The 24,082-nt window shown below is 52.3% G+C and carries 20 protein-coding genes; 9 read left to right on the top strand and 11 right to left on the bottom strand.

Annotated elements, in window-relative coordinates; genetic code table 11:
- Nucleotides 1-4: 4 nt before the first annotated feature.
- Entirely contained in the window at nucleotides 5-1,315 is a 1,311-nt protein-coding gene (locus AC5Q5A_RS09565; protein ID WP_493895111.1) for a lysine N(6)-hydroxylase/L-ornithine N(5)-oxygenase family protein, read from the top strand.
- A 62-nt stretch (nucleotides 1,316-1,377) separates the two neighbouring features.
- On the opposite strand, the gene AC5Q5A_RS09560 is transcribed toward AC5Q5A_RS09565, so the two are convergent.
- From AC5Q5A_RS09560 to AC5Q5A_RS09525, 8 genes are all read right to left on the bottom strand, one after another.
- Nucleotides 1,378-1,941, bottom strand: coding sequence for a sigma-70 family RNA polymerase sigma factor (locus AC5Q5A_RS09560; RefSeq protein WP_493895110.1), 564 nt, complete (start codon nucleotides 1,939-1,941; stop codon nucleotides 1,378-1,380).
- A gap of 228 nt (nucleotides 1,942-2,169) precedes the next feature.
- Nucleotides 2,170-2,955 carry a siderophore-iron reductase FhuF gene (gene fhuF / locus AC5Q5A_RS09555; RefSeq protein WP_493895109.1) on the bottom strand — a complete coding sequence of 262 codons (786 nt, stop codon included), beginning with the start codon at nucleotides 2,953-2,955 and terminating at the stop codon, nucleotides 2,170-2,172.
- Nucleotides 2,952-4,961: a Fe(3+)-hydroxamate ABC transporter permease FhuB gene (gene fhuB, locus AC5Q5A_RS09550; RefSeq protein ID WP_493895108.1), complete on the bottom strand. Its 2,010-nt coding sequence runs from the start codon at nucleotides 4,959-4,961 to the stop codon at nucleotides 2,952-2,954. Before fhuB ends, fhuF begins: the two co-directional genes overlap by 4 nt.
- Nucleotides 4,958-5,899, bottom strand: a complete 942-nt coding sequence (locus AC5Q5A_RS09545) for an ABC transporter substrate-binding protein (RefSeq protein WP_493895107.1) — start codon at nucleotides 5,897-5,899, stop codon at nucleotides 4,958-4,960. Before AC5Q5A_RS09545 ends, fhuB begins: the two co-directional genes overlap by 4 nt.
- A gap of 14 nt (nucleotides 5,900-5,913) precedes the next feature.
- Nucleotides 5,914-6,645: an ABC transporter ATP-binding protein gene (locus AC5Q5A_RS09540; protein WP_296988789.1), complete on the bottom strand. Its 732-nt coding sequence runs from the start codon at nucleotides 6,643-6,645 to the stop codon at nucleotides 5,914-5,916.
- Between the two features lie 162 nt (nucleotides 6,646-6,807).
- Entirely contained in the window at nucleotides 6,808-9,267 is a 2,460-nt protein-coding gene (locus AC5Q5A_RS09535; protein WP_493895106.1) for a TonB-dependent siderophore receptor, read from the bottom strand.
- Between the two features lie 178 nt (nucleotides 9,268-9,445).
- Nucleotides 9,446-10,477 (bottom strand): FecR family protein, encoded by a 1,032-nt coding sequence (locus AC5Q5A_RS09530; protein WP_157097685.1) that lies wholly within the window; start codon nucleotides 10,475-10,477, stop codon nucleotides 9,446-9,448.
- Between the two features lie 78 nt (nucleotides 10,478-10,555).
- Complete coding sequence (locus AC5Q5A_RS09525; protein WP_493895105.1) at nucleotides 10,556-11,128, bottom strand: RNA polymerase sigma factor; 573 nt, start codon at nucleotides 11,126-11,128, stop codon at nucleotides 10,556-10,558.
- Between the two features lie 171 nt (nucleotides 11,129-11,299).
- Between AC5Q5A_RS09525 and AC5Q5A_RS09520 the strand changes: the two genes are divergently transcribed.
- Nucleotides 11,300-12,094 carry a 4'-phosphopantetheinyl transferase family protein gene (locus AC5Q5A_RS09520; RefSeq protein ID WP_493895104.1) on the top strand — a complete coding sequence of 265 codons (795 nt, stop codon included), beginning with the start codon at nucleotides 11,300-11,302 and terminating at the stop codon, nucleotides 12,092-12,094.
- 167 nt (nucleotides 12,095-12,261) lie between these two features.
- Here AC5Q5A_RS09520 and AC5Q5A_RS09515 read toward each other — a convergent pair whose 3' ends face one another.
- A complete protein-coding gene (locus tag AC5Q5A_RS09515) occupies nucleotides 12,262-12,912 on the bottom strand; it encodes a GntR family transcriptional regulator (RefSeq protein ID WP_493895103.1) in 651 nt (216 codons plus the stop codon).
- A gap of 121 nt (nucleotides 12,913-13,033) precedes the next feature.
- Here AC5Q5A_RS09515 and tcuA point away from each other — a divergent pair, with 121 nt between their 5' ends.
- Nucleotides 13,034-14,422 (top strand): FAD-dependent tricarballylate dehydrogenase TcuA, encoded by a 1,389-nt coding sequence (gene tcuA, locus AC5Q5A_RS09510; protein WP_493895102.1) that lies wholly within the window; start codon nucleotides 13,034-13,036, stop codon nucleotides 14,420-14,422.
- A complete protein-coding gene (gene tcuB, locus AC5Q5A_RS09505) occupies nucleotides 14,406-15,536 on the top strand; it encodes a tricarballylate utilization 4Fe-4S protein TcuB (protein WP_493895101.1) in 1,131 nt (376 codons plus the stop codon). Before tcuA ends, tcuB begins: the two co-directional genes overlap by 17 nt.
- Nucleotides 15,537-15,612: 76 nt before the next feature.
- On the opposite strand, the gene AC5Q5A_RS09500 is transcribed toward tcuB, so the two are convergent.
- The gene (locus AC5Q5A_RS09500) at nucleotides 15,613-17,022 is read right to left on the bottom strand and encodes a sensor histidine kinase (protein ID WP_063088749.1); all 1,410 of its coding nucleotides are present in this window, start codon (nucleotides 17,020-17,022) and stop codon (nucleotides 15,613-15,615) included.
- The gene (locus tag AC5Q5A_RS09495) at nucleotides 17,019-17,786 is read right to left on the bottom strand and encodes a response regulator (protein ID WP_493895100.1); all 768 of its coding nucleotides are present in this window, start codon (nucleotides 17,784-17,786) and stop codon (nucleotides 17,019-17,021) included. The genes AC5Q5A_RS09500 and AC5Q5A_RS09495 overlap by 4 nt, the downstream gene beginning before the upstream one ends.
- Before the next feature lie 136 nt (nucleotides 17,787-17,922).
- Here AC5Q5A_RS09495 and AC5Q5A_RS09490 point away from each other — a divergent pair, with 136 nt between their 5' ends.
- The 5 genes from AC5Q5A_RS09490 (at nucleotide 17,923) to AC5Q5A_RS09470 (ending at nucleotide 24,079) form a co-directional block, all read left to right on the top strand.
- Complete coding sequence (locus AC5Q5A_RS09490) at nucleotides 17,923-19,023, top strand: type 2 periplasmic-binding domain-containing protein (RefSeq protein WP_493895099.1); 1,101 nt, start codon at nucleotides 17,923-17,925, stop codon at nucleotides 19,021-19,023.
- Nucleotides 19,024-19,146: 123 nt separating this feature from the next.
- The gene (locus AC5Q5A_RS09485) at nucleotides 19,147-21,126 is read left to right on the top strand and encodes a tripartite tricarboxylate transporter permease (RefSeq protein WP_493895098.1); all 1,980 of its coding nucleotides are present in this window, start codon (nucleotides 19,147-19,149) and stop codon (nucleotides 21,124-21,126) included.
- Nucleotides 21,127-21,131: 5 nt separating this feature from the next.
- Nucleotides 21,132-22,250 (top strand): 4-oxalomesaconate tautomerase, encoded by a 1,119-nt coding sequence (locus tag AC5Q5A_RS09480; RefSeq protein ID WP_493895097.1) that lies wholly within the window; start codon nucleotides 21,132-21,134, stop codon nucleotides 22,248-22,250.
- Nucleotides 22,250-23,305 (top strand): isocitrate/isopropylmalate dehydrogenase family protein, encoded by a 1,056-nt coding sequence (locus AC5Q5A_RS09475; RefSeq protein WP_493895096.1) that lies wholly within the window; start codon nucleotides 22,250-22,252, stop codon nucleotides 23,303-23,305. Before AC5Q5A_RS09480 ends, AC5Q5A_RS09475 begins: the two co-directional genes overlap by 1 nt.
- A gap of 471 nt (nucleotides 23,306-23,776) precedes the next feature.
- Nucleotides 23,777-24,079, top strand: a complete 303-nt coding sequence (locus AC5Q5A_RS09470; RefSeq protein WP_493895095.1) for an ArsR/SmtB family transcription factor — start codon at nucleotides 23,777-23,779, stop codon at nucleotides 24,077-24,079.
- The last annotated feature ends 3 nt before the right edge of the window (nucleotides 24,080-24,082 follow it).

Here is a 24,082-nt window from a genome sequence, read left to right as displayed (position 1 = left end):
AACGATGGATAAATTGGATCTTGTCGGGATTGGAATTGGTCCTTTCAATCTTAGTCTTGCTGCGCAGCTGGACGGGGTTGCTGATGTGTTTTCAATCTTTCTTGAGCAACGTTCTGAATTTGCCTGGCATCCGGACATGATGCTGCCCGGTGTTGAGCTTCAGACTTCGTTTCTGAAAGATTTGGTAACCCTAACCAATCCGACGAGCAAATGGTCTTTCCTGTCTTACATGGTCGGCCAGAAACGCATGCTTGATTTCATGAACGCGGATTTTGCCGCGGTGCCAAGACGGGAATTCGCCGCTTATATGAAATGGGTTGCAGACCATTTGGAAGGCTTGGCATTTGACAATGTGGTGCGCGAAGTCGCATTCGATGGTCAAGACTTTAAGGTTCGTACGGATCATACAAGTTATGTCACGAGCAATCTTGCCATTGGTGTCGGCAAGCCTGCATTTATTCCCGCCTGGGCGCGCCAGTTGCCCAAGCATAAATGCTTTCACACAAGCCAAGCGAAGTCGAATTTGCCAAAGCTGCGCGGCAAGAGAATTGCCGTTATTGGCGGGGGACAGAGTGGTGCTGAACTTGTTGAGTATCTGCTTGGTGGAAACGTCAAAGGTGTTGAAGAAGTTCTCTGGTTATCGCGTCGCGACAATTTCGAACCCCTTGATGATACTCCATTTGTGAATGAGTATTTCACGCCCGGATATGCAGATGTCTTCGCAGGTCTGCCGGATGCCAATAAACAGGATTTGATGTCTCGACAAAAGCTTGCCAGTGATGGTGCATCGCTTTCAACGCTCAAGTCGATTTATCAGCTGCTATACCGGCAGCGTTACCTGCAGGAGGGCCATGTTGCCGGTCGGCTCCTGCCGCAACGTGAAGTCTTTCAGGTTCAGCAAGATGGTGAAACAATGAGGATTGCTGCCAGAAACGGGCTTAATCAGGATGTCGAGTTCTTCGATGCGGATGCGCTGATTCTGGCAACCGGTTATGAAACGACATTGCCGGAATTCATGGCGCCACTGCGTTCACTTCTGGAAGTGGGGGCATCAGGTGCCTACCGCTTGGATGCGGAATTCCGTGCCCAATGGGATGGACCATCTGACCGAAACATCTTTGTTCAAAATGCCGGCAGGATCGATTTGGGGATCTTTGAGCCTCAACTAAGCCTGATGGCTTGGCGAAGTGCTAAGATTGTAAATGCTCTGACAGGCAAGAATGTCTTCAATCTTGATCAAAATCCACCGATTGTTGACTGGGTTGCCGGTACTGGGGACCGGGCAGGTGGTGCTGTCGTGCAGGCCTGGGGCTAGGGACGGCAAACTGAAATCTGCAGCCTGTTCGACTTAGTGAACAGGCTGCAGATCCGGAAGCCTTATGCTGGACGGGTCAGTTCTACATTATGGAGTGCCTGACGGCATCGCTGATCGGCCTGATGGATGTATGCGCAAACAGATGCTTTGGAGACACCGATATCCTTTGCAATGACGTTTTGCGCGAACCCGTCCACGCGATGCCGGTAAAAAGCGGTGCGCACGTGTGGTGGCAGCTCTTTTAACGCGTTCTCAATGACCCGAAGGGCCTGGTAACCACTGAGACGTGCTTCGGGGCAGTCTGCGTTTCCAGCAGGACAAAGATCAGTTGGATCGCTGTCCGCGAAAAGAGTGCGTTCGAACGTAATTTGGCGAACCTTGTCGATTGCCATGTTTCTAGCAATGCGCGTTATGAAGGCACTTGGTGTGGTGACTTCTGTGTCTATTTGTGCAGTGAGCAGTTTGGCATAGGTATCCTGAACAATGTCATCCGCCAGATGGGGACATTTTACGATAGACTGGGCAACGCGTCGCAATTTCCCCTCTTGGCTTTTGGCGATAGTTAGCAAAGCTTGTCGCTGAAATTGGTCTTTTGGAAGTGGGGCAGTTTGGCTTGCTTGGTGCATTTCCGAATGTCTCCGTTAGTTTGCTCGTTAGTGAAAATAATAGTCACTTGCAAATTTGGGACGCGGTTTGCACTCTCCACGGGGTCGATCATCTTTTGTCATTCGGACGGATCTGATGGCAAATCAGATCCGTCCGTTGTTCATAAGACGGGATTTTCAATGAGCTTCAGTAAGGAATTTTGCAGAGCGGATTTCATGCCGCAGGAAAGCAGACTACCTGCGAGAAATCTAAAGTTTCGCCAGCGGGCAGCTTGGACAAATGTCGACGGACGTCAGTAAATAGCGAAGGCAGCAGACACGTCTTGACGGGGTGCCATCGTCGGATTGTTTGGTGCTGTAGGGGTTCGCCATCGGGTTTCGATTGCCATCGGGACGCTTGACGTCGTTGATCAGTGGTGCAAGCGATACCCTGGTGTTTTTCAGGACATGTTTCTCAACGTAAGCAACGACAACGCCAATATTGGACCAAAACACCTTTGGCGAAACTTTTGACGATGCAGCCAGTGAAGCAACCATCGGTTCGAGATGTCCGTCAATCAGGCATTCCAGATGAGCCCAAGGATCAGGCGGGATTGATTTTTCTTTCAACTCATGCACCTGCCGGTCATGAATCTCGAACCCGGCCGGACATTGATTATCGTCCGTTGTCAGACTGATAAAGTTGGGCTGAAACGTAAGGACTGCTTCGCCTGCTGCGGCCAAAATCAGCACAGGGGATAACAGAATTCCGAAATACCATTGTGACCACATCGAGATGGCGGCACGCCGATCATCTTGCGGATATTTTGCCTGGCAATAGTGATCAAGAAGTGGTGCCAAACAATCAGGATCGTGGAGCGCAAAGCAATCAATTCCGCCACTGTGCGTCGTCAGGATCTGATGCCGGTCACCAAGCCCTTGATAGGGTCCTTGAAAGAGATCGGTTTTGATCTCAGACATTGATCGGGTGGTAGGGGAATTGCCTATGGCGTTAGAAGCGTTCTTTTCAGAGCCGTTTTGAAGGGCATTCATCATGAGGCACCCCGCCCGACGCGCATAAGCAGCCAGACCATGATAGGCCCGGCAATGATAGCGGCCATCAGTCCGGCCGGAATTTCCCAAGGAAAGAATAACATTCTCCCAAGCCAGTCAGCGGCAACCATTAAAGCAGCTCCGATCAGCGCGGCCCCGACCGTATGCGGTAATGCATGTCGCAACCCGGCCAGTTTTGCCAGATGCGGTGCAATCAAACCGGCGAAGCTTAGTGGGCCAACCAACAAAGTAGCTGCCGCTGTCAGGATAGAAGAAAACATCAGCATAACCCCGCGCGAGATCGACAGATCGACACCGAGCGACTTGGTTGTCACAGGCCCCAGCGGAAACAGATTAAGCCAACGGGCAAATGCTGGAAGAATGGGTAAGGCGCTCACAGCAATGATTGCCAGAACACTCGCGCGGTCGAAGCCAAGGCCGTATGTTGATCCCGAACTCCAGGCCAACAAGCGTGTTGCGCGGGGATCACCACCGGCCATCAGAAATGCGATGAAGCCATCAAACAAAGCACCAATCGCAATACCGGCAATCAAAATCCGTTCCGGCGCGTATCCAGATTTTCGGGTAAGCGCAAAGATCGCCCCCAGGGTAATGAATGCACCAATTGCTGCACCAGAAATCTGCAACCAAACCGTTGGTGCATCGATCAGGAAGACAATCGCAATCATACCGATTGCAGCACCTGCACTGACACCCAGACTTTCGGGACTTGCCATCGGGTTTGCCGTCATGCGTTGCAATATGGTGCCTGCAATTGCCAGCATGGTTCCAGCAGCCATTGCGCCGAGAATACGCGGACCGCGCCACGGCCAGACGGTATTCAGTGCATTACCCAATTGAAGTTGCCAGTCACCGTGAATATCTCGACCGACCAAGATCGCCCCTATGATCACCAGAAGCACACCAGCCAGAACGCGCAAGTGATTTCTAATGTTGCGCTGATCAGGTTCTGGGGCGGGTGACGTGTTTTGCGATGGTTGAGAATTGCTGCGCAGTTGCCGGATCATAATGATTAAAAGCGGTCCACCGAGAATCCCGGTCAGCGCACCAGCAGGCACCAATGTCCCAATATATCCTGATAAAACCTGAACACCTTGGTCTGCAGCACACAATAGTACGGCGCCGAAAACAGCAGACATCAGAAGTTTTGATCGCAACCGTCTGAAGCCCAGCATGCGCGTAATGGCTGGTCCAGCCAGTCCGACAAACCCGATAATACCTACCGCTGCAACAATGGTTGCCGTAAGCCAACAGCCGATCAAAAGGCAAAATAGTCGCAGTCGTCCTGGCGATGCGCCAAGGACGGTCGCCTGATGATCGCTGAGATTAAGCATTTCAAGCGGTCGGGCCAAGGCGACAGCCAGTGCCGCACCCATGAATACTTTCGCTGCCAATGGTTCAAGGATATACCAACCGTCTTGGGTAAGGTCGCCGCTTCCCCAGATAAACAGGCTTTTTAGCCATTCATGGTGAATTATTGCCAAGGCAGTTGTTACTGCCCCACAATAGAGCGCGATTATCATACCTGTCAGGATGACGATCAGTGGCGAGAAGCCACTGCGGCGCGCCAAGGCAAATACCAGAAAACCGACAACAAGTGCACCCAACAGTGCAATCGTTTCCTGACCAATGGCAAGCGCACCCGGCACATAGAGCGTCACCAGTGTCAGCGCCAGTTTAGCGCCGCCTGCAAGGCCAAGTGTGGACGGCGATGCCAACGGGTTTTTTAACGTGTGTTGAAACAAAGCACCGGCAACGGCAAGACCCGCACCAGCGACAAGTGCAATCAAAAACCTTGGTATCCAGCCCTGGGTGAGCAACAACGACCGCGTGTCCGATCCAGCCGCAAGGTCGAATATTGCCGCCGGGGACAGGCTACCGGCCTCAATGTCCAGAGACAGCAGGCTTAGCAAAACGGCAAGGATGCAAAGCGAAACGGGAACCGCATGGAATTGGATCGCATGTCTGCGCATGGCTTGACTTGTCATGACGCGAATTCCCCATGAGCAGCACCTTGCGATGTCAGGGCATTGGCAAGCAGATCAGAAAAGCGACCGGCGGCAAAAAGCCCGCCAAATGTTGCTACTGGTGGCATCGTGATCAGCCCAAAGCGTTTGATGGACGGTAGTTCCGAAAGGATCGGGCTATGTACAATTGCGCGGTCGACATTGTCTGGAACGGGTTTGATCGCGATGAGGGCTGCGTTTGAGTATTGCGCGATCTGATCGATCGTCACGGTCGCAAACCCCCAATGATTGGTGGGGCCTGTCCAGGCGTTTTTGACGGGAAGGCGATCAATCACATCCTGCATCAGACTGTTTTGCCCATAGACCCGCATGTGGCGCGGCGAGAGCATGCTGGTGACAAGTACCGAACTGGCCTGCAATGAAGTAAGTTCGCGAGAGGCTTGATCTATGCGGCTTAGGGTGTCCGAGATCAGTATCTCGGCAGTGCCCCGATGCCCGGTAACTTCGGCAATCTTTTGTGCCGCGGCTATCGCATTCAGGAAGGGCGTCTTGCTACTGCTATAAATGTCGATTTTTTCAATCGGGGCCAGGTCGGAAAGTCGGGAATACTGGTTTGCATAGAAACTGCTGGTCAGTATCAGATCGGGATCAAGTTGCGCCAATCTTTCCAGACTTGGTTGAAAACGTGCGCCAAGATTGATGACCTGTTCAGGAACTTTTGGTTCCTGAACCCAGGCGCGGTATCCTGGCACATCCGCCATGGCAAGCGGAACGATCCCCATCGCAAGTGCTGTTTCAGCAAGTGCGCCATCTGCGATGACGACACGCTTGGGAACATCAGCCTTAGCGGAGCGTGTAAAGCTTTCTGGCAGCACAGGTGTGAGCGTTGCAATGGCAGATAGACCAGCAAGGCCCTTAAGAAAATGTCGTCTGTAACATGCCTGATGTTGTTGGTGCATTGAATCGCCCCCAATCACACATTGGCAAGGGCAAAAGGATGCCCATTGGTGGGGTGAGGCTGCACCAGCATATCCATGCCAAAAATATCGCGAAGCATGTCTGACTGCATGATGGTCGCCGGTGGCGCATCCGCGATCAGTTTACCGCCCTTAAGCGCGACAATATGATCGGCAAAGCGCGCGGCCAGATTGATGTCATGCAAGACGGCAACAATGCATAGACCGTCCTGTTTGCAGAGCTGTTCGAGTAAAAGCAGGATTTCGTATTGATGTGATAGATCCAGCGCAGAAATCGGCTCATCGAGCAAAAGGCAGGAGGCTTGTTGCGCAAGTGTAACTGCGATCCAGGCTCTTTGGCGTTCACCACCTGAAAGCGTACTGACTGCGCGTTTGCGAAGGGCTTCGAGGCCCGTCAAAAGGATCGCACGTTCAATCGATTGTTTGTCGCGCTCGCGCAGGCGACCAAATGGCCCGTGCCATGGATAACGACCAAGCGCAATCAGTTCTTCGACGGTATAGTCCGCCCCGTGCCCCGGGTCCTGTGCGAGATAGGCAACGTTTTTGGCAAACTCACGTGCGCTAAACCGCCCAACGTCATTCCCGTCAAGTGTGACAGCTCCACTGGTTGGCTTGTTCAGTCCGGCCAGCATTTTAAGCGCAGTGGATTTCCCAGACCCATTATGGCCGACAATTGCTGTCAGGCAGCCAGCGCGGAAAGTAACGGATATGTTGTCAAGGAGTGTCACGCCTCTAGCCGTTTCAAAGCGGGCTTTTTGCATTCCAAGGACAGCAGGACGATCAGATAAATCCATGGCCATAATTAGCTCTCGATAAACGCAGAAAATCCGCGGTGAACGCGGATTGCGAGAATGGGGCCGGGGCGCAACCGTGCGCCCCGGATTAATCGATTACCAGTCGTATTTCAGAGTTGCAGCTATGGTCTGTCCTTCGATCTGGTAGCAGTAACCGTTGTTACAGATAGCTGCATCGTTTTCGGCAAGGTTAGTGCCATTAATCGCAAGGGTCAGACCATCCAGCTTGTTACTAAGTGCTGCGAAGTCATAGCGGATCGCAGCGTCAAGCACCGTATAGGGCTTGTTCTTGCTCGTATTGGTGTAATTGGCATAGCTTGAGTCGGTGTAGCGAACACCAACGCCAAATCCCCATCCATCAAGAGGGCCTTGATTGAAGTTGTAGTTTGCCCAAGAGGATGCAGCCTTTTCCGGTGTCACAAGTGGGGTATTACCGCGATAGGAACCTTTGACGATTTTGGCATTGTTGTAGGCAAGGTTGCCAACCAGGCTAAGATTTTCAGTTACATTGGCACTGCCTTCAATCTCAAGTCCGCGCGATTCAACTTTGCCAATTGAGTCATAATACGAACCGATAGAGCCACTGTAGCCAGCATAGCGTGCGACGTTGTCCTCGGTCAGGCGATAGGCGGAAACCGTGAAGAAGCCATCAAACCCGACCGGTTCGAACTTGATGCCGGCTTCATACTGCTCACCCTCGGTCGGGTTGAGCATTTTGCCTTCAGAGTCCTGACTAGTGCTAGGCAAGAAGGAGGTGCCCCAACTGACATAAGGCGAGATGCCATTGTCAAAGGCATAAAGGGCGCTAACGTTAAAGGTCGTTGCGGTATTGTAGTCGGTTGAACCCGTATTGGTTAGTCGGCTGATACGTTTGCGTTCTGCATAATCAAAGCGTACACCGCCATTAAGATGCCAGTTGCCAAGTTCAATCTGGTCCTGAACATAGATACCGGACTGATTGTAGGTTACGTCATCAAATGTTGTGTAAGCTGGTCTCGTGCCCGAAATCGACCGATTTGGGTCATTGAGATAGAAGATGTAATCACTGAGTACACCGCTTGAGCCAAAACGGTAATCCGACTTTGAATACATCAGATCAAGACCGGTCATTACTTCGTGTTTGGCGTCAGCGGTCTCGAAAGTCGTGATGACTTGGTTGTCGACCTGCGCGCTCCAGAGGGTTTCCTCAACAGCTTGTGCTGCGCGGTGATATTCCGTGTTTGAGTTCTTCCAGCCGCCGCCGGTCACGCCGCCAGTCAGGTACCGCGCTTCAAGATCGAAATATCCAAACCGCGCCTTCTGGGCCAAGGTAACAGGCAGGTTGCTTAGATCATGGGTCAGATCATAGCCGACCTGAAACTGATCCTGTTTCTGATAGTCGTAATCCGCGTCGCTGGTGCGGTAATCAAGGATTTCGCCATTCAGGTTCAGAAGGGTTGCCGAGGCATCCGTTTCGTCATGCTGGAACAAGGTATAGATAGTCAGATCTGTATCTGCATTGGGTTGCCAACGAATTGTTGGCGCGAACATTTGCCGATCATCCTGAATTTCGTTGCTGGTTTCGCCAAAGCGGGTCATGCCAACAATGCGTGATGCCCAGGTCCCGTTTTCTGTCAGGCCGAGATTGTAATCAAACCCGCCTTCGTATGAGTCCGTGTTGGTGAAACGGCCATAGACATTGTTCTTTGCACCAAGATGAGGGCGTTTGGTAACGCTGTTGAGTAAGCCGCCTGGTGTTGATTGCCCGTAAAGTGCCGCTGTGGGGCCCTTTACGATTTCAAGCTGTTCAAGGCTGTAGGGTTCGGTGCGAAACGTTGCATAGACGCCTGTCATCTGGCGTAAGCCATCTCGGTAGTCGCCGTAGATATGTACCGGATAGCCTCGCACATAAACCTGATCAAAGCGCGGATCATATCCGTAATTGTTGGTTGCTACCCCTGCGGTATAAGCAACTGCATCTTCGATGCTCGCAACGGCGCGGTCCTCGATTTCCTGGCCAGATACGACGGAAATGCTTTTGGCCGTTTCAATCAGAGCTTTGCTGGTTTTTGTACCAGCACTGCTTCGCGTAGCGACATAGCCATGTGCGAGATCCTCTGAGTCCTGGGCGTTTGCCTCGACATAGAGCGGGTCAATGACGGTTGCTCCACTGCTGTCTGATATTTCCAGTTTGGTGAGGGAAACCGTGTTCTTGCCTGTAAAGCGATAGCTGACGCCACTGCCGGAAAGCAGGATACTCAATGCCTCAGCAGGGGAATGCGTGCCGATAAGGGCAGTGCTTTGCAATCCGGCAACCCGATCGACATCATAAAAGAGTTGCAGATTGGTTTGATTGGCAAAGGTCAAAAGCGCCTGGTTAAGGTCCTGTGCCGGAATGGAAAAATCGATTGCGGATGCTGCGTCACTTTGTGTTTCTGTATTTTGCTGTGCGGCTGCAGGCATGGATACTCCAGCAACAACAATACCCGCAGCCAATGCGACCAAGCTGACACTATGTGCCAGACGATGGCCAAACACGTTTACCAATCCAGCTTTGCCGGTTTTTATTACCTGCATTACGCAGACCCCCATTCTCGAAAGTTTTTTCCAAAACGCAAATGATTGTCATTTGCTTGTGTTGGGTGAGACGGGATTTGCGGTCAGACTCAGTAAGATAAATTTCAGTTTTTTTGATTTTTGTGTCGGTAAGGACCGGAAACCGGAGAAATCCGGGCTTTTCAGATCGCTGCTATGCTCAGTAAATAACGGTCATTAGGGGGGTAATCGAGATATTTTGGACACCAAGTTCCCGTGAAATCAGTTCAAGTCCAGCCTGAGGATCGGTCATATCAAAGACACCACTGACAAGCTTGCGTGCCGCAGTCTCGTTCGCAATCATGATTTTGCCGCGCTGATACCGTGAGAATTCCGAGACAACTTCGCGCAGAGTAACGCGATCAAATATCAGCTTGCCTTTTTGCCAACTAAGCGCCCTTTCAGGATTGATTGTCGAAACTGGGCTGATTGAATGGCGGTTATAACGAGCGGCCTGATTTTCCGCCAAAATCGCTATTTGTTTTGATGTTGCCGAGTTTGGTTTGACTTCAACCTGATGTTCCAGCACGGCCACATTGGTGTGGCCATCAAAACTGTTAACGATAAACCGCGTGCCCAAAGCCTGCACCTGGCCATGCGGCGAGGTGACGGTGAAAACACGCTTGTCCGCATGTTCCATCGGGACCGCTTGAAAGTCTGCAAGTCCGCTAATCAATGCGATATTTCGGGTTTGATCGGTAAACTGAACCGCTATTGCACTATCGGGTCCCAGGGTGACGATGCTACCATCCTCAAGTGTAATGGCCCGAACTTCCCCAACAGCAGTGTGGTAATCAGCACTTAGGAAAACGATCGGATCACCAACCATAACGCGGGTTGAAGCAATCGCCAGCAGAAAGCTTGCGGCAAGTGCGACATAGCCCCAGCGACGTTTCTTTGCCAGCGAGGCTTTGGATGGCGGTTTTGCCAGATGCTTAAGCTCAACAACCTCTGATGAAGGACTCTCGGTTGTGCGATCTGTCGATTTGATCGCATCATCCATTACAGCAAGCGCGTTATTGGCCTCTATGAAAGCTTGCTGGTTTTCCGGCGCTGCATCCAACCAAACATTGAGCTCTTCATGCTCAAATGCGCTGAGGTCACCATTGACCATTTTCGCAACCCAATTGGCCGCGGTCAGATCAATGTTTTTCTGTGTTTTTCGCATTTGGCTCACGTTACCAACCTGCACTTGCCGACAATTCGGACAAAGCGTCCTTATCTGTTGGACGATAAAACTGCAAGAAATGCGTAAAAACTTTGTGCAGTTTCATGACCGGCTTTCCCGCATGCGCTTCATCACATGGGCAATTGCGCGCGCGACATGTTTCTGAACAGAACTGTCAGAAATACCTAGTTGTTCGGCCGCTTCGCGATAGGTCAGCCCTTCAATGCGCACAAGAGTAAAGATTTCGCGCGTTTTGTCAGGTAGCTCATCAAGCGCGCGACGTACATATTCAAGTTCCGATTGCCCCCCAACGATCTGTTCTGGTGAGGGTGAATTATTGGGAATGACATCAAGGGGAATGTCTTTGGCGCCTGCGATTGGGTTTCGCTTTTGCGCCCGGACATGATCAATCGCAAGATTATGGGCAACGCGGTACAGGTAGGAACGGACATAGGTGACTTTGTTTGCCTTATCGGGGCTGGCATGTTCCGACACACGCAAAAATGTCTCCTGTGTCAGATCCATTGCTGTATCCGCATCACGCAAAAGACGCGTCAGATAAATCTGCAATTCCCTTTGGTGAGACTGGAAGAGTTTTTTGAGGTCAGTTATTGCCAAGTCACATGCCTGACTAAGGTGATGGGTTTTTAAGGAGTTATCAAAAATAATACTCATTCGCAATTAATTAGTTGTGCTGGGTATATGAAGTTTGCATCCTGCACCTGTCTACAGAGAATGTGTGTGGTTCCCTGAATGAAGCTTGGGAAAGCAACCGTTTGCGTCGGGCCATACAGAAGCAGTCTGAAAAGTATGAGGTTAAACACCATGTTTCCGGAAAGTTGCGTCGTGCAAAAACTGGCATTAACCCGGGATGGTTCTTTCGGAAGCTTTGGTGCCACGGACATTTTGAAAGCGACCATTGCGATAATATACAGGCAACGCCTTGGTCAGGAGGAAATCGAAAGTCTGGTCAACAGATATCTGCACACACAGGAACAGAAAGTACGGCTGGGCTTCGAGTTTCCTCAACGACGCGACAGTTTCACGATAGGACGATTGGCTGCGAAGCTTGCTTTGAAATGTCATCTGGATGATGTGTCACCAAATGATGTCGCCATAGGCAGTGGTGTCTTTCACCAGCCTATTATTACGAGCGCATCTGTCAGATGTTGTGAACTTGGTGTTTCGATTTCTCATTCGGACCAGATTTGTATTGCCGTTATTCACCATAAAGGCCACCCGATCGGCGTTGATGTTGAAAACCTGGCTGAGGCCGATGTTGTGTCCGTGTTGAGTGATGTTAACGCGCATTTAAGGCAGCAGTTCTTCAAACTGTCTCTGAATGAGTATGAGGCTGCATCCATACTTTGGGTCGGACGGGAAAGCTTGGGAAAGGTACTGACAACAGGTATGACTGTGCCGCCAAAACTGTATGAGCCGACCTCAGTATCGGAAGTGGAGGCAGGGTACAAATTGAGCTACAAGACCTTCACGCAATACCAGACCCAAGTTATGGAAATTGACAAAGCATGGTTGGCGATGACGTTTCCGGCACAGACAAAAATTGATTTCGGGTGGCTGGGGGCGCTTAGGAGTTGGCGTAACCCTAATATCTCTTCCCGAAGCGCGAAAAGGCTCTAGGGTGGAGAAAAATGTCAAATTCTATGGCATGCGACAGTAGTGTCTACAGAATGTAATCACTGCACCGTAGCTCTCAATAATCCCGCTCAAAGTCAGTCCGAAGTAGTAACTCGTCTGAATTGTAATAATTCGGGTGTATGCGACCATTTCACGCTTAGCTGCACGCCTTATTCGCGTAGCAGCTTGATTCTTAACCTCTGTGCGCTTCGGATGTGATGTCGCGCATCGGCATCTGCCTGATCGGCGTTGCCGGATCGGATGCTGTCGATGATGTTCTTGTGTTCCTGATAGGCGCTTTGCGGTCTGTCCGTATATTGCAGCGTCGTGCCGCCAAGCAGTGCCATCGAGTTCGATAAAGAATTCAGTGCATCAATCAGAAAACGATTGTTCGCCGTTCTATAGAGCGCGTGGTGGAACAGTCGGTTGGCTTCTGCGACTTTTACCGGGTCTTGCCCGTTTTTCAGCATCAGTTCGTTGAGGTCTTCTAGCTCGGCAATTTCGAGCTCAGATGCATGGCGCGCGGCATAGCGGGCGGCTGTTCCTTCCAGAACTTCGCGGATTTCATAAAGTTCGATCACTTCGCGGTGATCCAGTTCCCTGATCACCGCACCGTGCCTTGGCAGGTGGATCAGCAGGCCATCGCTTTCCAAGCGCCGGATGGCATCGCGCACCGGGGTGCGACTGATCCCGAACCTTTCAGCCACTTCTACTTCGCGGATTCGGGTTCCCGGCTTAAGCTCGCCGTGCTGAATCGCAGCCAAAAGCTTCTGATAGGCAACTTCGCTTCGTGGCTGCTGATCGGCGGAATCTGGGCTCATTGAGAGGCACCTGCTTTGTTCTGTCTGGTTTTAACTTGACACACGCCTTGTGAAATCACAAGTCTTGCAGACAATTGTATACAAAAGTATTCAAAAACACACAAAGAGAGGTGCGGGGGCTGTGAAAACCAGATTTGATCATTACGATGTTCTTGTCGCGGGCGGTGGGCAGGCCGGGCTTATTGCAGCAATCGTAGCAGCGGAAAAAGGGGCGCGCGTTTGTTTGCTTGAAGGTGCGCCTCGGACTCATCGTGGCGGGAATACCCGCCACACGCGTAATTTGCGCCCGATGCATATTGGTCCCTTGTCTGTCCTGAGCGGCACCTATGACGAGGCCGAATATTGGGATGACCTGATGCGCGTGACGAAGGGCAAGACCAACGAAACGCTGGCGCGTATGACTTTGCGAAATTCGACAGAGGCGGTTGCCTGGCTTGAGGAGCGCGGCGTGCAGTTTCAGCCGCCATTGGGTGGAACCCTGCATCTAGGACGAACCAACGCCTTTTTCATGGGGGGCGGCAAGCAGCTGTTGAATGCGCTTTATCGCCATGCCGAGAAGCTTGGCGTTGAAGTCCACTACGATGCGATGGTCTCGTCCGTCGATATTGCAGACGGAGAATTCAAAAGCCTTCAGGTTGGTGAGCATACGATATCGGCCAAGGCCTTCGTTGCCGCTGCTGGCGGGTTTGAAGCAAACATTGAATGGCTGAAGGAAGCGTGGGGTGACATCGCCGAAAACTTCCTGATCCGTGGGACTCCTTATAACCGGGGTGACTTGCTGCGTATTCTGCTGGACGCTGGCGCCCAACAGATTGGCGAGCCCAATCAATGCCATGCAGTTGCAATTGACGGACGCGCGCCAAAGTTTGATGGCGGGATTTGTACGCGGGTTGACTGCGTGTCGCTTGGCATTGTGGTCAACAAGAACGCCGAACGATTTTACGATGAAGGCGAAGATTTCTGGCCAAAGCGCTATGCAATCTGGGGGCGCCTTGTTGCCGATCAGCCGGATCAGGTCGCCCACGTCATCATTGACCAGAAAGCACGCGGTGCATTCATGCCGCCGGTCTTCCCACCCGTTGTTGCCAACACAATCGGTGAATTGGCCGAAAAAATTGGTCTCGACCCGGCAACACTTGAGAAAACCGTCAACGACTATAACGCATCGGTTCAACCGGGGCAGTTCGATCATACCGAGCTTGACGGCGTGCATACCAACGGGCTTGCGGTGAACAAAACCAACTGGGCGCGCACACTCGATCATCCCCCCTATAGTGCCTATTCGCTGCGGCCTGGCATCACGTTCACCTATCTCGGTGTGGAGGTCAGTGAAAAGGCGCAGATGCAGATGGCGAACGGAACCGAAAGCCCGAACATCTTTGCGGCCGGGGAAATCATGGCCGGTAACGTTTTAGGCCAAGGATATCTTGCCGGGATTGGCATGACGATTGGCAATGTATTTGGACGAATTGCAGGAAGCGAGGCTGCCGATTATGCGCTCAACCGATAAAACAACCGAAGCCGCGCGTGTGATGACCATCTGCAATGCCTGCCGCTATTGTGAGGGGCATTGCGCTGTTTTCCAGGCCATGGAACTGCGGTTGGAATTCAACTCGGACACCCTCGATTATCTGGCAAACCTGTGCCACAACTGCGGGGCTTGTTACCACAATTGCCAATATGCGCCGCCACACGAATTTCAGCTGAACGTCCCGGCGGCGATGGCCGAGCTCCGTCAGGAAAACTACGGGGTTTATGCATGGCCGGGCTTTATGGGCCGACTGTTTGCCAATAATGGCCTTTGGGTCAGTCTTCTGTCCGTCATCGTTATCACACTGTTTTTCGGGGCGACCGCCATTTTGACAGGGGCCGACTTCTTTGCTGCACATGAGAATGCATTTTATGGCGTCATCTCGCACAATGTCTTGGCAACACTGTTTGGCATCGTTGGCGGCTTTGTCTTGCTTGCGCTGGTGGGATCGGTTGTGAAGTTCTGGCGGACAATGAATTTGCCAAGTCCGCTGACGCTTGATTATCCACGCGTCATGCAGGGCATAAAGGATGCACTTTCCCTCAAATACCTTGATGGCGGGAATGGTCAGGGCTGTTCCTATCCCGGCGAGACGCCATCAATGGCCAGACGTTGGTTCCATCAAATGACTTTCTGGGGCTTTGTGTTGTGCTTTGCTGCGACATCAAGCGCCACGATATTGCATTACGGCTTCGATCTTCCTGCACCCTATGGGTACTTAAGCCTGCCAAAGCTGTTTGGCATCCTTGGCGGGATCGGTCTTATTGTCGGACCCGCCGGACTTTTGATGCTTAAGGCCAAGGCCGATGCTGCCCCGAAGGGCAAAACCAACAAAGGTATGGATGTCAGTTTCCTAGTGTTGCTGTTTTTGACCAGTCTCACGGGACTTTGCCTGATGTTTGTGCGTGATACGCATTATGTCGGGGTGATGCTAAGCCTTCATCTGGGCGTTGTGATGACCCTGTTTTTGTCGATGCCCTATGGCAAGTTTATCCACGGGTTCTACCGGTTGATTGCGCTGATTGTCTTTGCGGTAGAAAAAAACGATCACAAACAGGTGGTCGGTGTATGCCAGCCCAAGAAGACTATCTGAATTTATGACGTCAAAGGCTGGCACATCATGTGCCAGCCGATTGCCAAGTCGGTCGGTGAACCGCGGCAAATAACGCCTAGAGCGGGAACTCGATCCGGACCTTCAGGCCTTTGCCGTCTTTACCGTCTTCGAGTGTCAAGCGTGCCCGATGTGCGTCTGCAACTTCCCTGACAATAGCGAGACCAAGACCACAGCCTTGTCCGTTTTGCTCATCAAGTCTTACGAAACGCTCCAGAACTGCTTTGCGATCCTCTTTTGGTATCCCCGGGCCATTGTCTTCGACCTCGAGAACCGGACCGACAGCAACGCCACCCCCAATCAGCCGAACCGTGACGATCGTCCCGGGCGTGCCATAAACAATGGCATTATCGATCAGGTTGCTCAGCATTTCCTGAAGTAAAACCTCGTTGCCGGTTTCTATTTGGCAGTTCATGCCTTCGCTTTGATCGTCGAAGCCAAGATCAATATCGTGGCGGATTGCCTGACGGACCATGCCAGATGTTACCGACGCAGCAAGTGCGAGCAGATCGGTTTTCACATAGCGAACAGCTTTTCGGCCTTCGGGGGATACCCGTGCAAGATTGAGAAGCTGGCTGGCCAATCTTGCTGTTTGTCGGGTTTGGTCAACGATACGTTCAAGTGCCTGCCGGTCTTCCGGGTTGCTTGCATTGCGCAAGGCCCATTCGGCTTCGGCCTGCACCGTCGCAAGAGGGGTGCGGAGCTGGTGCGAGGCGTCGGCAATGAAACGTTGGTTGGCCGTGATGGAGCTTTCGAGACGTGCCAGAAGCGCGTTGAGAGACTTGACGACCTCGGTGACTTCCTTGGGCATGGCATGGCGGATCGGGCGCAAATCATCCGTTGATCTGCGCCGGATTGCCTGTTGCAGTCTTCTGAGTGGCGCAAGCCCGCGTGAAACACCGATCCACGCGAAAACGCCGCCGAGAAACATCAAAACCAGAAAGTCTGTGGTCGACCCCAGCAGCTCGTCATAAATCAGATTGTCGCGTTCGCGACGAGTCTGGCTGACATCAATGGTCACCCATCCGTAGATGTTCGAGGATGGATTGGCGACCAGGTACTTCATGGTGACCGCGCGCACGTCCTCGTTACGGTAATGTGCATTATAGAAATGGGGAACACCGGGTTCCAGCGTTACGCCCTCAGGCAGGCGGGGGAGGCCGAAATCACCTGTTACAAAGGCCCCGTCCGGGCCCTGGACGCGGTAATAGGTGTTTTCGCGGGTGAATTGTTCAAGCAACAATTCAATATCGCGCGACAACAGATCCCCGCCAGAATTGATCGCATGTTCGGAAATGGTCACCGCCAGCGCGACCAGAAGGCGATCCTGTATGCGGTTGGCCATTTCACTGACGGTCAGGTAGTTCTTTGCCAACAGCCCGAAGGTCAGCAAGAAACCCGGCAGCAAAAGCCAGCGCAGGAGCCTTGCGCGTAAAGAAGTGGAGATGGCTGTGGCGTTTTCGTTCATTCGTCAATCATGTAACCAAGTCCGCGAATGGTGCGGACTTCGACATCACCTGAAGCAATTTTTTTACGTAGGCGGCTGATGTAAAGCTCGATTGATTTTACGCTGGCTTCATCATCAAAACCGAAAAGATGCAGGGCGATTTTCTCCTTGCTGATCACCTGACTGATATTTAGCAGCAGAATTTCAAGCACCCCGCGTTCGCGCGGCGTCAGCGAGACAGGCTGACCATCAATGGTCACGGATCTGTCGACCGAATTGAAGGACAGTTTTCCAACCGTGATATAGGGATTGCGCTTGCCAATATTGCGTCGCAGAAGAGCCCGGGCTCTGGCTTCGAGTTCCGATAACTCGAAAGGTTTGACCATATAATCGTCAGCCCCAGCATCCAGACCGGCAACACGTTCATCGAGATTGCCGCGCGCGGTCAGTATCATAACCGGCAAATTGATCTGACGCGCCCGCACGGTTTTCAGAATTTCAATTCCGTCCAGTCCCGGCAGTGATAAATCGAGAATCAGAAGATCGAACGTCTCTTGCAGAACAAGGTTGAGCGCGTCCTCGCCGTCATGAACCATATCGACAGCATGATCGGTCTGCCGAAGAGCAGCAGCGATTTTATCGGCCAGAACAAGGTTGTCTTCTACGATCAGAATGCGCATTTCCCTTAAATAACATCGAAAACAGCTGCGAAAATTAAAAATTTGACCATCGACAGCTAACTGACAGCTTTTTCGTTTAGATTTTCCTTCAGGGGCAAGCGGCACTCCCGGCAACGACCGGAAAAAACAATAACAGCCGAAAGCCTGAATGGGAGGAAATCGACAATTGATGGCGCGATCTGCGTCACCCGTTTCTTTCCTTCCATTCGAGATAAAACAACCGTTATGGAGGGAACGCCCAATGTCATGGGGAAAGAACTTTAATCTGTTATTCAAGTCCGCGTGCGCGGCTGCGGCAATTGCCTTTGCCTTTGCCGGTACAGCAACCGCACAGGATGCAAATTTCGAGGGAGACCGCGTCGAACTGATCATTCCGTTTGGCGAAGGTGGTGGGACTGATACCTGGGGCCGTTTCTGGGCACCGTATTTCAGTGTCTTCCTTCCAGGAAGCCCGACTGTTGTCGTCAAGAACATTCCGGGTGGCGGCTCTACCTCTGGTGCCAATCAGTTTCAGGCCCGCGCCGAGCCCGATGGATTGACCGCAATCGGTACTTCCGGCTCTACCCAGTTTCCGTACCTTCTGCGTGACAAGCGCGTACAATATGAAATGCGTGACTGGCGTGTTGTTCTTGCATCGCCGACCGGCGGTGTTGTTTACGTGAATTCAGATCTTGGCCTCAAGTCGGCCGACGACATGAAAGCACTGGAAAACGTCAAGTTGCGCTATGGCAGCCAGGGGGCGACATCCCTTGATCTCGTTCCGTTGCTTGCCTTTGAACTGCTGGGACTTGATGTTGATGCGGTCTTTGGCATGAAGGGCCGCGGGGCCGGTCGTCTTGCCTTTGAGCGCGGCGAGGTCAATATCGATTACCAGACGTCTTCGGCTTTCATTAACAACGTCCGGCCGCTTGTTGATATCGGAAGTGCTGTTCCGTTGTTCTCATGGGGGGCACTGGATGACGATGGCAACATCGTACGCGATCCGTCATTCCCAGATCTGCCGAGCTTCCCGGAAGCATATGAGAAAATGAAGGGTGAAAAGCCTTCAGGCCCGGCATGGGAAGCGTACAAAGCATTCTTCATCGCCGGTTTCCCTGCGCAGAAGATGGTCTTTTTGCCAAAAGACACACCTGAAGAAATCGTCCAGGCGTATCGTGACGCGGCACAGCTTGCCACCGAAGATGAGAGCTTTGTGGCTGATCGACAGGCAACCCTTGGCGAGTACAAACAGATCGTTGGCGAGCCTGCAGAACGAATTTTCCGCACGGCTGTAAACGTTCCTGAAGATGCTCGTGAGTGGGTCCAAAAATGGCTGACCGAGAAGTATTCGGTGCAGTTCTAATTAAAATCTGAAGTCTCCCGTATCCTGATCGGGGTGGCCTAGTCCACCCCGCTTTTTTCACCCTTCGACTGTCTGGTCGTTTTAAGGGAACGGGCGAACTTTGTCTTTTGACGGAGTTTCCAAATGCTTGATGCAATGATGACCGCGCTGGCTCATTTCGCGCAACCAACCCATCTGATCTATCTTTTGCTGGGTGTTGGAATGGGCATGGTTGTTGGTATTTTGCCCGGTTTGGGTGGAATTGTCGGGCTGTCTCTTCTGTTGCCCTTCATCTATGGCATGGATCAAATCTCGGCCCTTGCCATGCTGATCGGTCTTGTCGCGGTTATCCCAACCTCGGACACCTTCACTTCGGTCCTTATGGGGATACCGGGATCAAGTGCATCACAGGCAACTGTTCTTGATGGATTTCCATTGGCGAAAAAGGGCCATGGTGCCCGGGCGCTGGGCGCGGCATTTTCGGCATCATTGGTCGGTGGCCTGGTTGGGGCCGTTACCCTTACCGGCTTCGTTGTGATTGCACGGCCCCTTATTCTGGCATTTGGCTCGGCCGAGCTGTTCATGCTGGCTGTTCTTGGTTTGTCGATGGTTGGCGTTCTTGCCGGTCAAAGCCTGCCAAAGGGCGTTATTGCTGCGGGTCTTGGTTTGTTATTGGGCGCACTTGGCGCGGCACCCGCGACCGGCGAACTCCGCATGAGCTTTGACTCCGTTTATTTGATGGATGGCCTGCCGCTTGTCATCGTCGGTCTGGGCATGTTCGCGTTTCCTGAAATCATCGATCTTTGCCGGCAAAATCGATCTATTTCAGACAAGGGCACGCTTGGCCTGGGATGGCGGGACGGTGTTCGCGATATGATCCGTCATAAATGGCTGTGCCTGCGTTGCGCCGGTCTTGGCAGTATCGTTGGCGCTTTGCCCGGTCTTGGCGGAAGTGTCGTCGACTGGATTGCCTATGGTCATGTCGTCCAGACTGCAAAAGACAAATCCCAGTTTGGCAAGGGCGACATTCGAGGTGTTCTGGCGCCGGAAAGTGCCAATAACGCCAAAGAGGGGGGTGGGCTTGTCCCGACCTTGCTGTTTGGTATTCCCGGTTCGGGCAGCATGGCTGTTTTCCTTGGCGGGATGGTCCTGATTGGTCTTGAAGCCGGTCCTGCAATGGTCGGGCGTGACCTTGATATCACCTACACGATTATCTGGTCGCTTGCGATTGCCAACGTTGTTGGTGCCGGTGGCGCGTTGCTGATTTCACCGTTTGTATCCCGTCTGACGACCATCAAGTACGGCTATCTTGCACCATTCATGATTACAGTGATCTGCTTTGCCGCGTTTCAGGCAACGCGTTCCCTGTCAGACATGATTGCGTTGTTGGTGCTTGGTGTTCTTGGTGTGCTGATGAAGCGCTTTGGTTGGCCGCGTCCGGCATTTCTGATCGGCTTTGTCCTTGCTTCCAATACCGAGACCTACCTTTATCAGGCGCTGCAGTTCTACAATTGGGAATTTTTGACGCGCCCTGGCGTGCTGATTATCGCAGCCCTGACCATCATTTCGGTTCTGATGGGCATGCGCAAACACCCGGCAAACCCGGTTGAAGAAGAAGAAAGCAGCCATTCGCATAATCCGAAACGCTGGCCGCAAATCATGTTTGCTGGTGGACTTTTTGCCTTCTTTGCTTTTGGCATTTGGGATGCAACCCAGCATTCCTTCCTTGGCAGCGTCTTTACCGGTGCTGTGTCGGTTGTGATGTTGATCGCGTCGGCAATCCTGATTTGGCAGCTGGTGTCATCACCCGCCTCACATGCCGCCAATTTCGACCATGAATATGATCTTGATCATCAGGATGTGAAACCAACCGCCGGTCTTTGGCACTACGTGCTGTGGGTTGCAGGCTTGGTGGTCGGAACGGCGGTGTTTGGGTTCCTCATTGCAATTACCGGCTTCTTTATTGCCTTCCTTCGGATCAAGGCCAAGGCGTCCTGGCTTCTGACACTGCTTTTGACCGGGTTGGCGGTTATCGGGCTTTGCATTCTTGCGTGGTCGCTGGTTCTCGATTTCCCGGCAGGGATGCTTCAGGACCTGATTGAACTTCCCTGGCCGCTGGGGTGATCGACATGAAAAATACCGTTATTGTGAATGACCAACATGCCGTTCCCTGTGTGATTATGCGTGGCGGCACTTCCAAGGGGCCGATCTTTTTGGCCAGTGATTTGCCCGAAGATGTCGCAATGCGCGATCGCCTTTTGCTTGCGGCAATGGGGTCGCCCGACAAACGTCAGATTGACGGTATTGGCGGTGCCGATACGTTAACCAGCAAATCGTGCATTGTTGCGCCATCCAGCCGACCGGACGCCGATGTCGAGTTCCTGTTCGCACAGGTCGCCATTGACAAGGCCGAGGTTGATGTCAATCCGAATTGCGGAAACATGACCGCCGCGGTTGCACCATTCGCGATCGAGGCCGGTTTGGTGCCGGTGACGGGTGATCAAACCTTGGTGCGGATTTACAACCAAAATGTCGGTGCATTGGTGGACGTACTGGTTGCCACGCCGGGCGGTAAGGTGACCTATAGCGGTGATGCTGCGATTGATGGCGTACCTGGTACTGCGTCGCCCTTGATATTGCGGTTCAAGGATATCATGGGCAGCAAAACCGGACGGCTTTTGCCAACCGGCAAGCCGATCAACTATATCGACGGGCTTGAAGTGACCTGTATAGATGTGGCGGTGCCGATGGTGATGTTTCGGGCCCGTGATCTTGGGATTACGGGGAACGAAACCAAGGCACAGCTTGACGGCAATGCGGAACTGATTGCCCGGATGGAAGCCGTGCGTCGCAAGGCATCGGAATTGATGGGACTGGGCGACTGTACTGGTAAGGTCGTCCCGAAAATGGCGATTTTATCTGAGCCGACAAAAGGCGGTGACATTACATCACGTTACTTTGTGCCGCATAATTGCCATGCAACCCATGCGGTGACCGGGGCGATATGTGTTGCCAGTTGCGCGTCACTTTCGGGAAGCATCGTTGATGGTATGATTGAGCTTAAGGCTCAGCCGCAGCAATGGATCCAGATCGAACATCCAAGTGGCGTGATTGCCGTGGAACTGACCATCGAAGGATCGGGTCCAAATCTTTCAGTGATATCGGGTGGTGTGATCCGCACAGCGCGCCGGTTGTTTGAAGGCAGGGTCCTTGTTCCTGAAAATATTCTGACGGAGGTTGCGGGTTGATGGATGTTGTCTTGATGCCGGGCGATGGGATCGGGCCGGAAATTATGTCTGTTACGCGCAAAGTGCTGGAGGCATTGGACCGTTCGTTTTCCCTGGGACTAAAATTTAGCAATGAAGACGTCGGATTTACGTCGCTTGAAAAGCATGGCGCCACCATTACGCCAGAACTGATCGAACGTGTGCGGAAAGCCGATTTGGCTATTCTTGGACCGGTTGATACTGCGCATTACCCACCGGCGGATCAGGGCGGGATTAACCCATCGGCGGCACTGCGCATCAATCTGGATTTGTATGCCAATGTAAGGCCTTCAAAGGTGTTTGAGGGCCTTCCTTCGGCTGTTGCGAACATGGACTTGGTGATTGTGCGTGAAAACACAGAAGGTTTTTATGCAGATCGCACAATGTATGCCGGAACTGGCGAGGCGATGCCGACGCCTGATCTTGCGCTTGCCACGCGCAAGGTAACACGTCAGGGCAGTTACCGTGTTGCCGCCTATGCGGCGCGACTGGCCGCAAAACGCCGGGGGCACTTGACCATCGTGCATAAAGCCAACGTTTTGAAGTTAAGCGACGGTCTTTTCCTGTCCGAAGCAGAAAAAGCAGCCGCAAAGCAAGGCGGGCTTGAGGTTCGTGAAGAACATGTTGATGCCATGGCGTCACTTCTGGTCAGAACCCCTGAAGCGTTTGATGTAATTGTCACCACCAATATGTTCGGCGATATCCTTTCAAACGAGGCGGCCGAGCTTGCAGGCGGGCTTGGCCTTTCGGGATCGCTTAATGTTGGCGATGAAAATGCGATTGCGCAGGCGTCGCATGGTTCCGCGCCGGATATTGCGGGCAAGAATATCGCCAACCCCGTATCGCTTTTGCTGTCGACCGCATTGCTTCTGGAGTGGAAGGGAGCAAAAACCGGACGCAACGATTTGCAGCAGACTGCCAACCGTCTCGATCTGGTAATTGCTGAAATGCTCAAAAATCCGAACACGCGAACAACTGACCTTGGCGGGACACTGTCTTGCAGTGATTTTGGCTCGATCTTGGTCGAAAAGCTTTAGGGAGCTCGTTTCGACAAGATAATTGCCGTTATATATGTGTGATGATGGACGGACAATTTGCGGTAGCTTTTAGCCCATAGTGCTTACACCCCTCCGTTGGAGCAGTATTCAAGCCAATCAGAAAAATGTCAGCTTTTCTGTCAATTCTGCAGCTTTTTGTCAGCTTTTGTGACAATCGATGACAACTTATCTGACAATCGGAAATGCTAAGGCATTGATTTCGCAAGAGGTCGGATGTCACCTTTTGTGGCACCTGACAGCAGTGATTACAGAACGTACTCACTGCTCCATCGCTCTATATATTCCCGCAAAAAACAGTCTGATCCGGCAGCTACCCGAATTGTTGTAACTTCGGGTTATGCAGCAATGTTTCCACTTTGCCGATGCGCTGATCCGAGGCCTGCATCAACGCATATCTGTTCTGATTACATCGCATATTGACATATCGGTAAATTCCGATATCTTCGTGTCATGGAAATGATCGATATATTCAAAGCCCTCTCGAACCGTACACGCCTTGAGATCCTCAAAGGCTTGAAAGAGCCTGCGAAGAACTTCCCTCCGCAGGATGAAGGTGACGTTGATACGGTTGGAGTTTGCGTTAGCAGTATTCAGGAAGGTGTTGGTCTGTCGCAATCGACAGTGTCAGATTACCTTGCAACCCTGCAACGGGTGGGGCTGGTCGAGGTCAGGCGCGTCGGGCAGTGGACTTACTACAAGCGGAACGAAGCAGCTATCCGCGCTCTTGCCGAGACCATAGGAAAAGAACTGTAATTT

This window comes from Thalassospira sp. CA1 (assembly GCF_059052855.1).
Note: the sequence above shows the minus strand (reverse complement) of the source record. Positions and strands in the feature narration are given on the sequence as shown.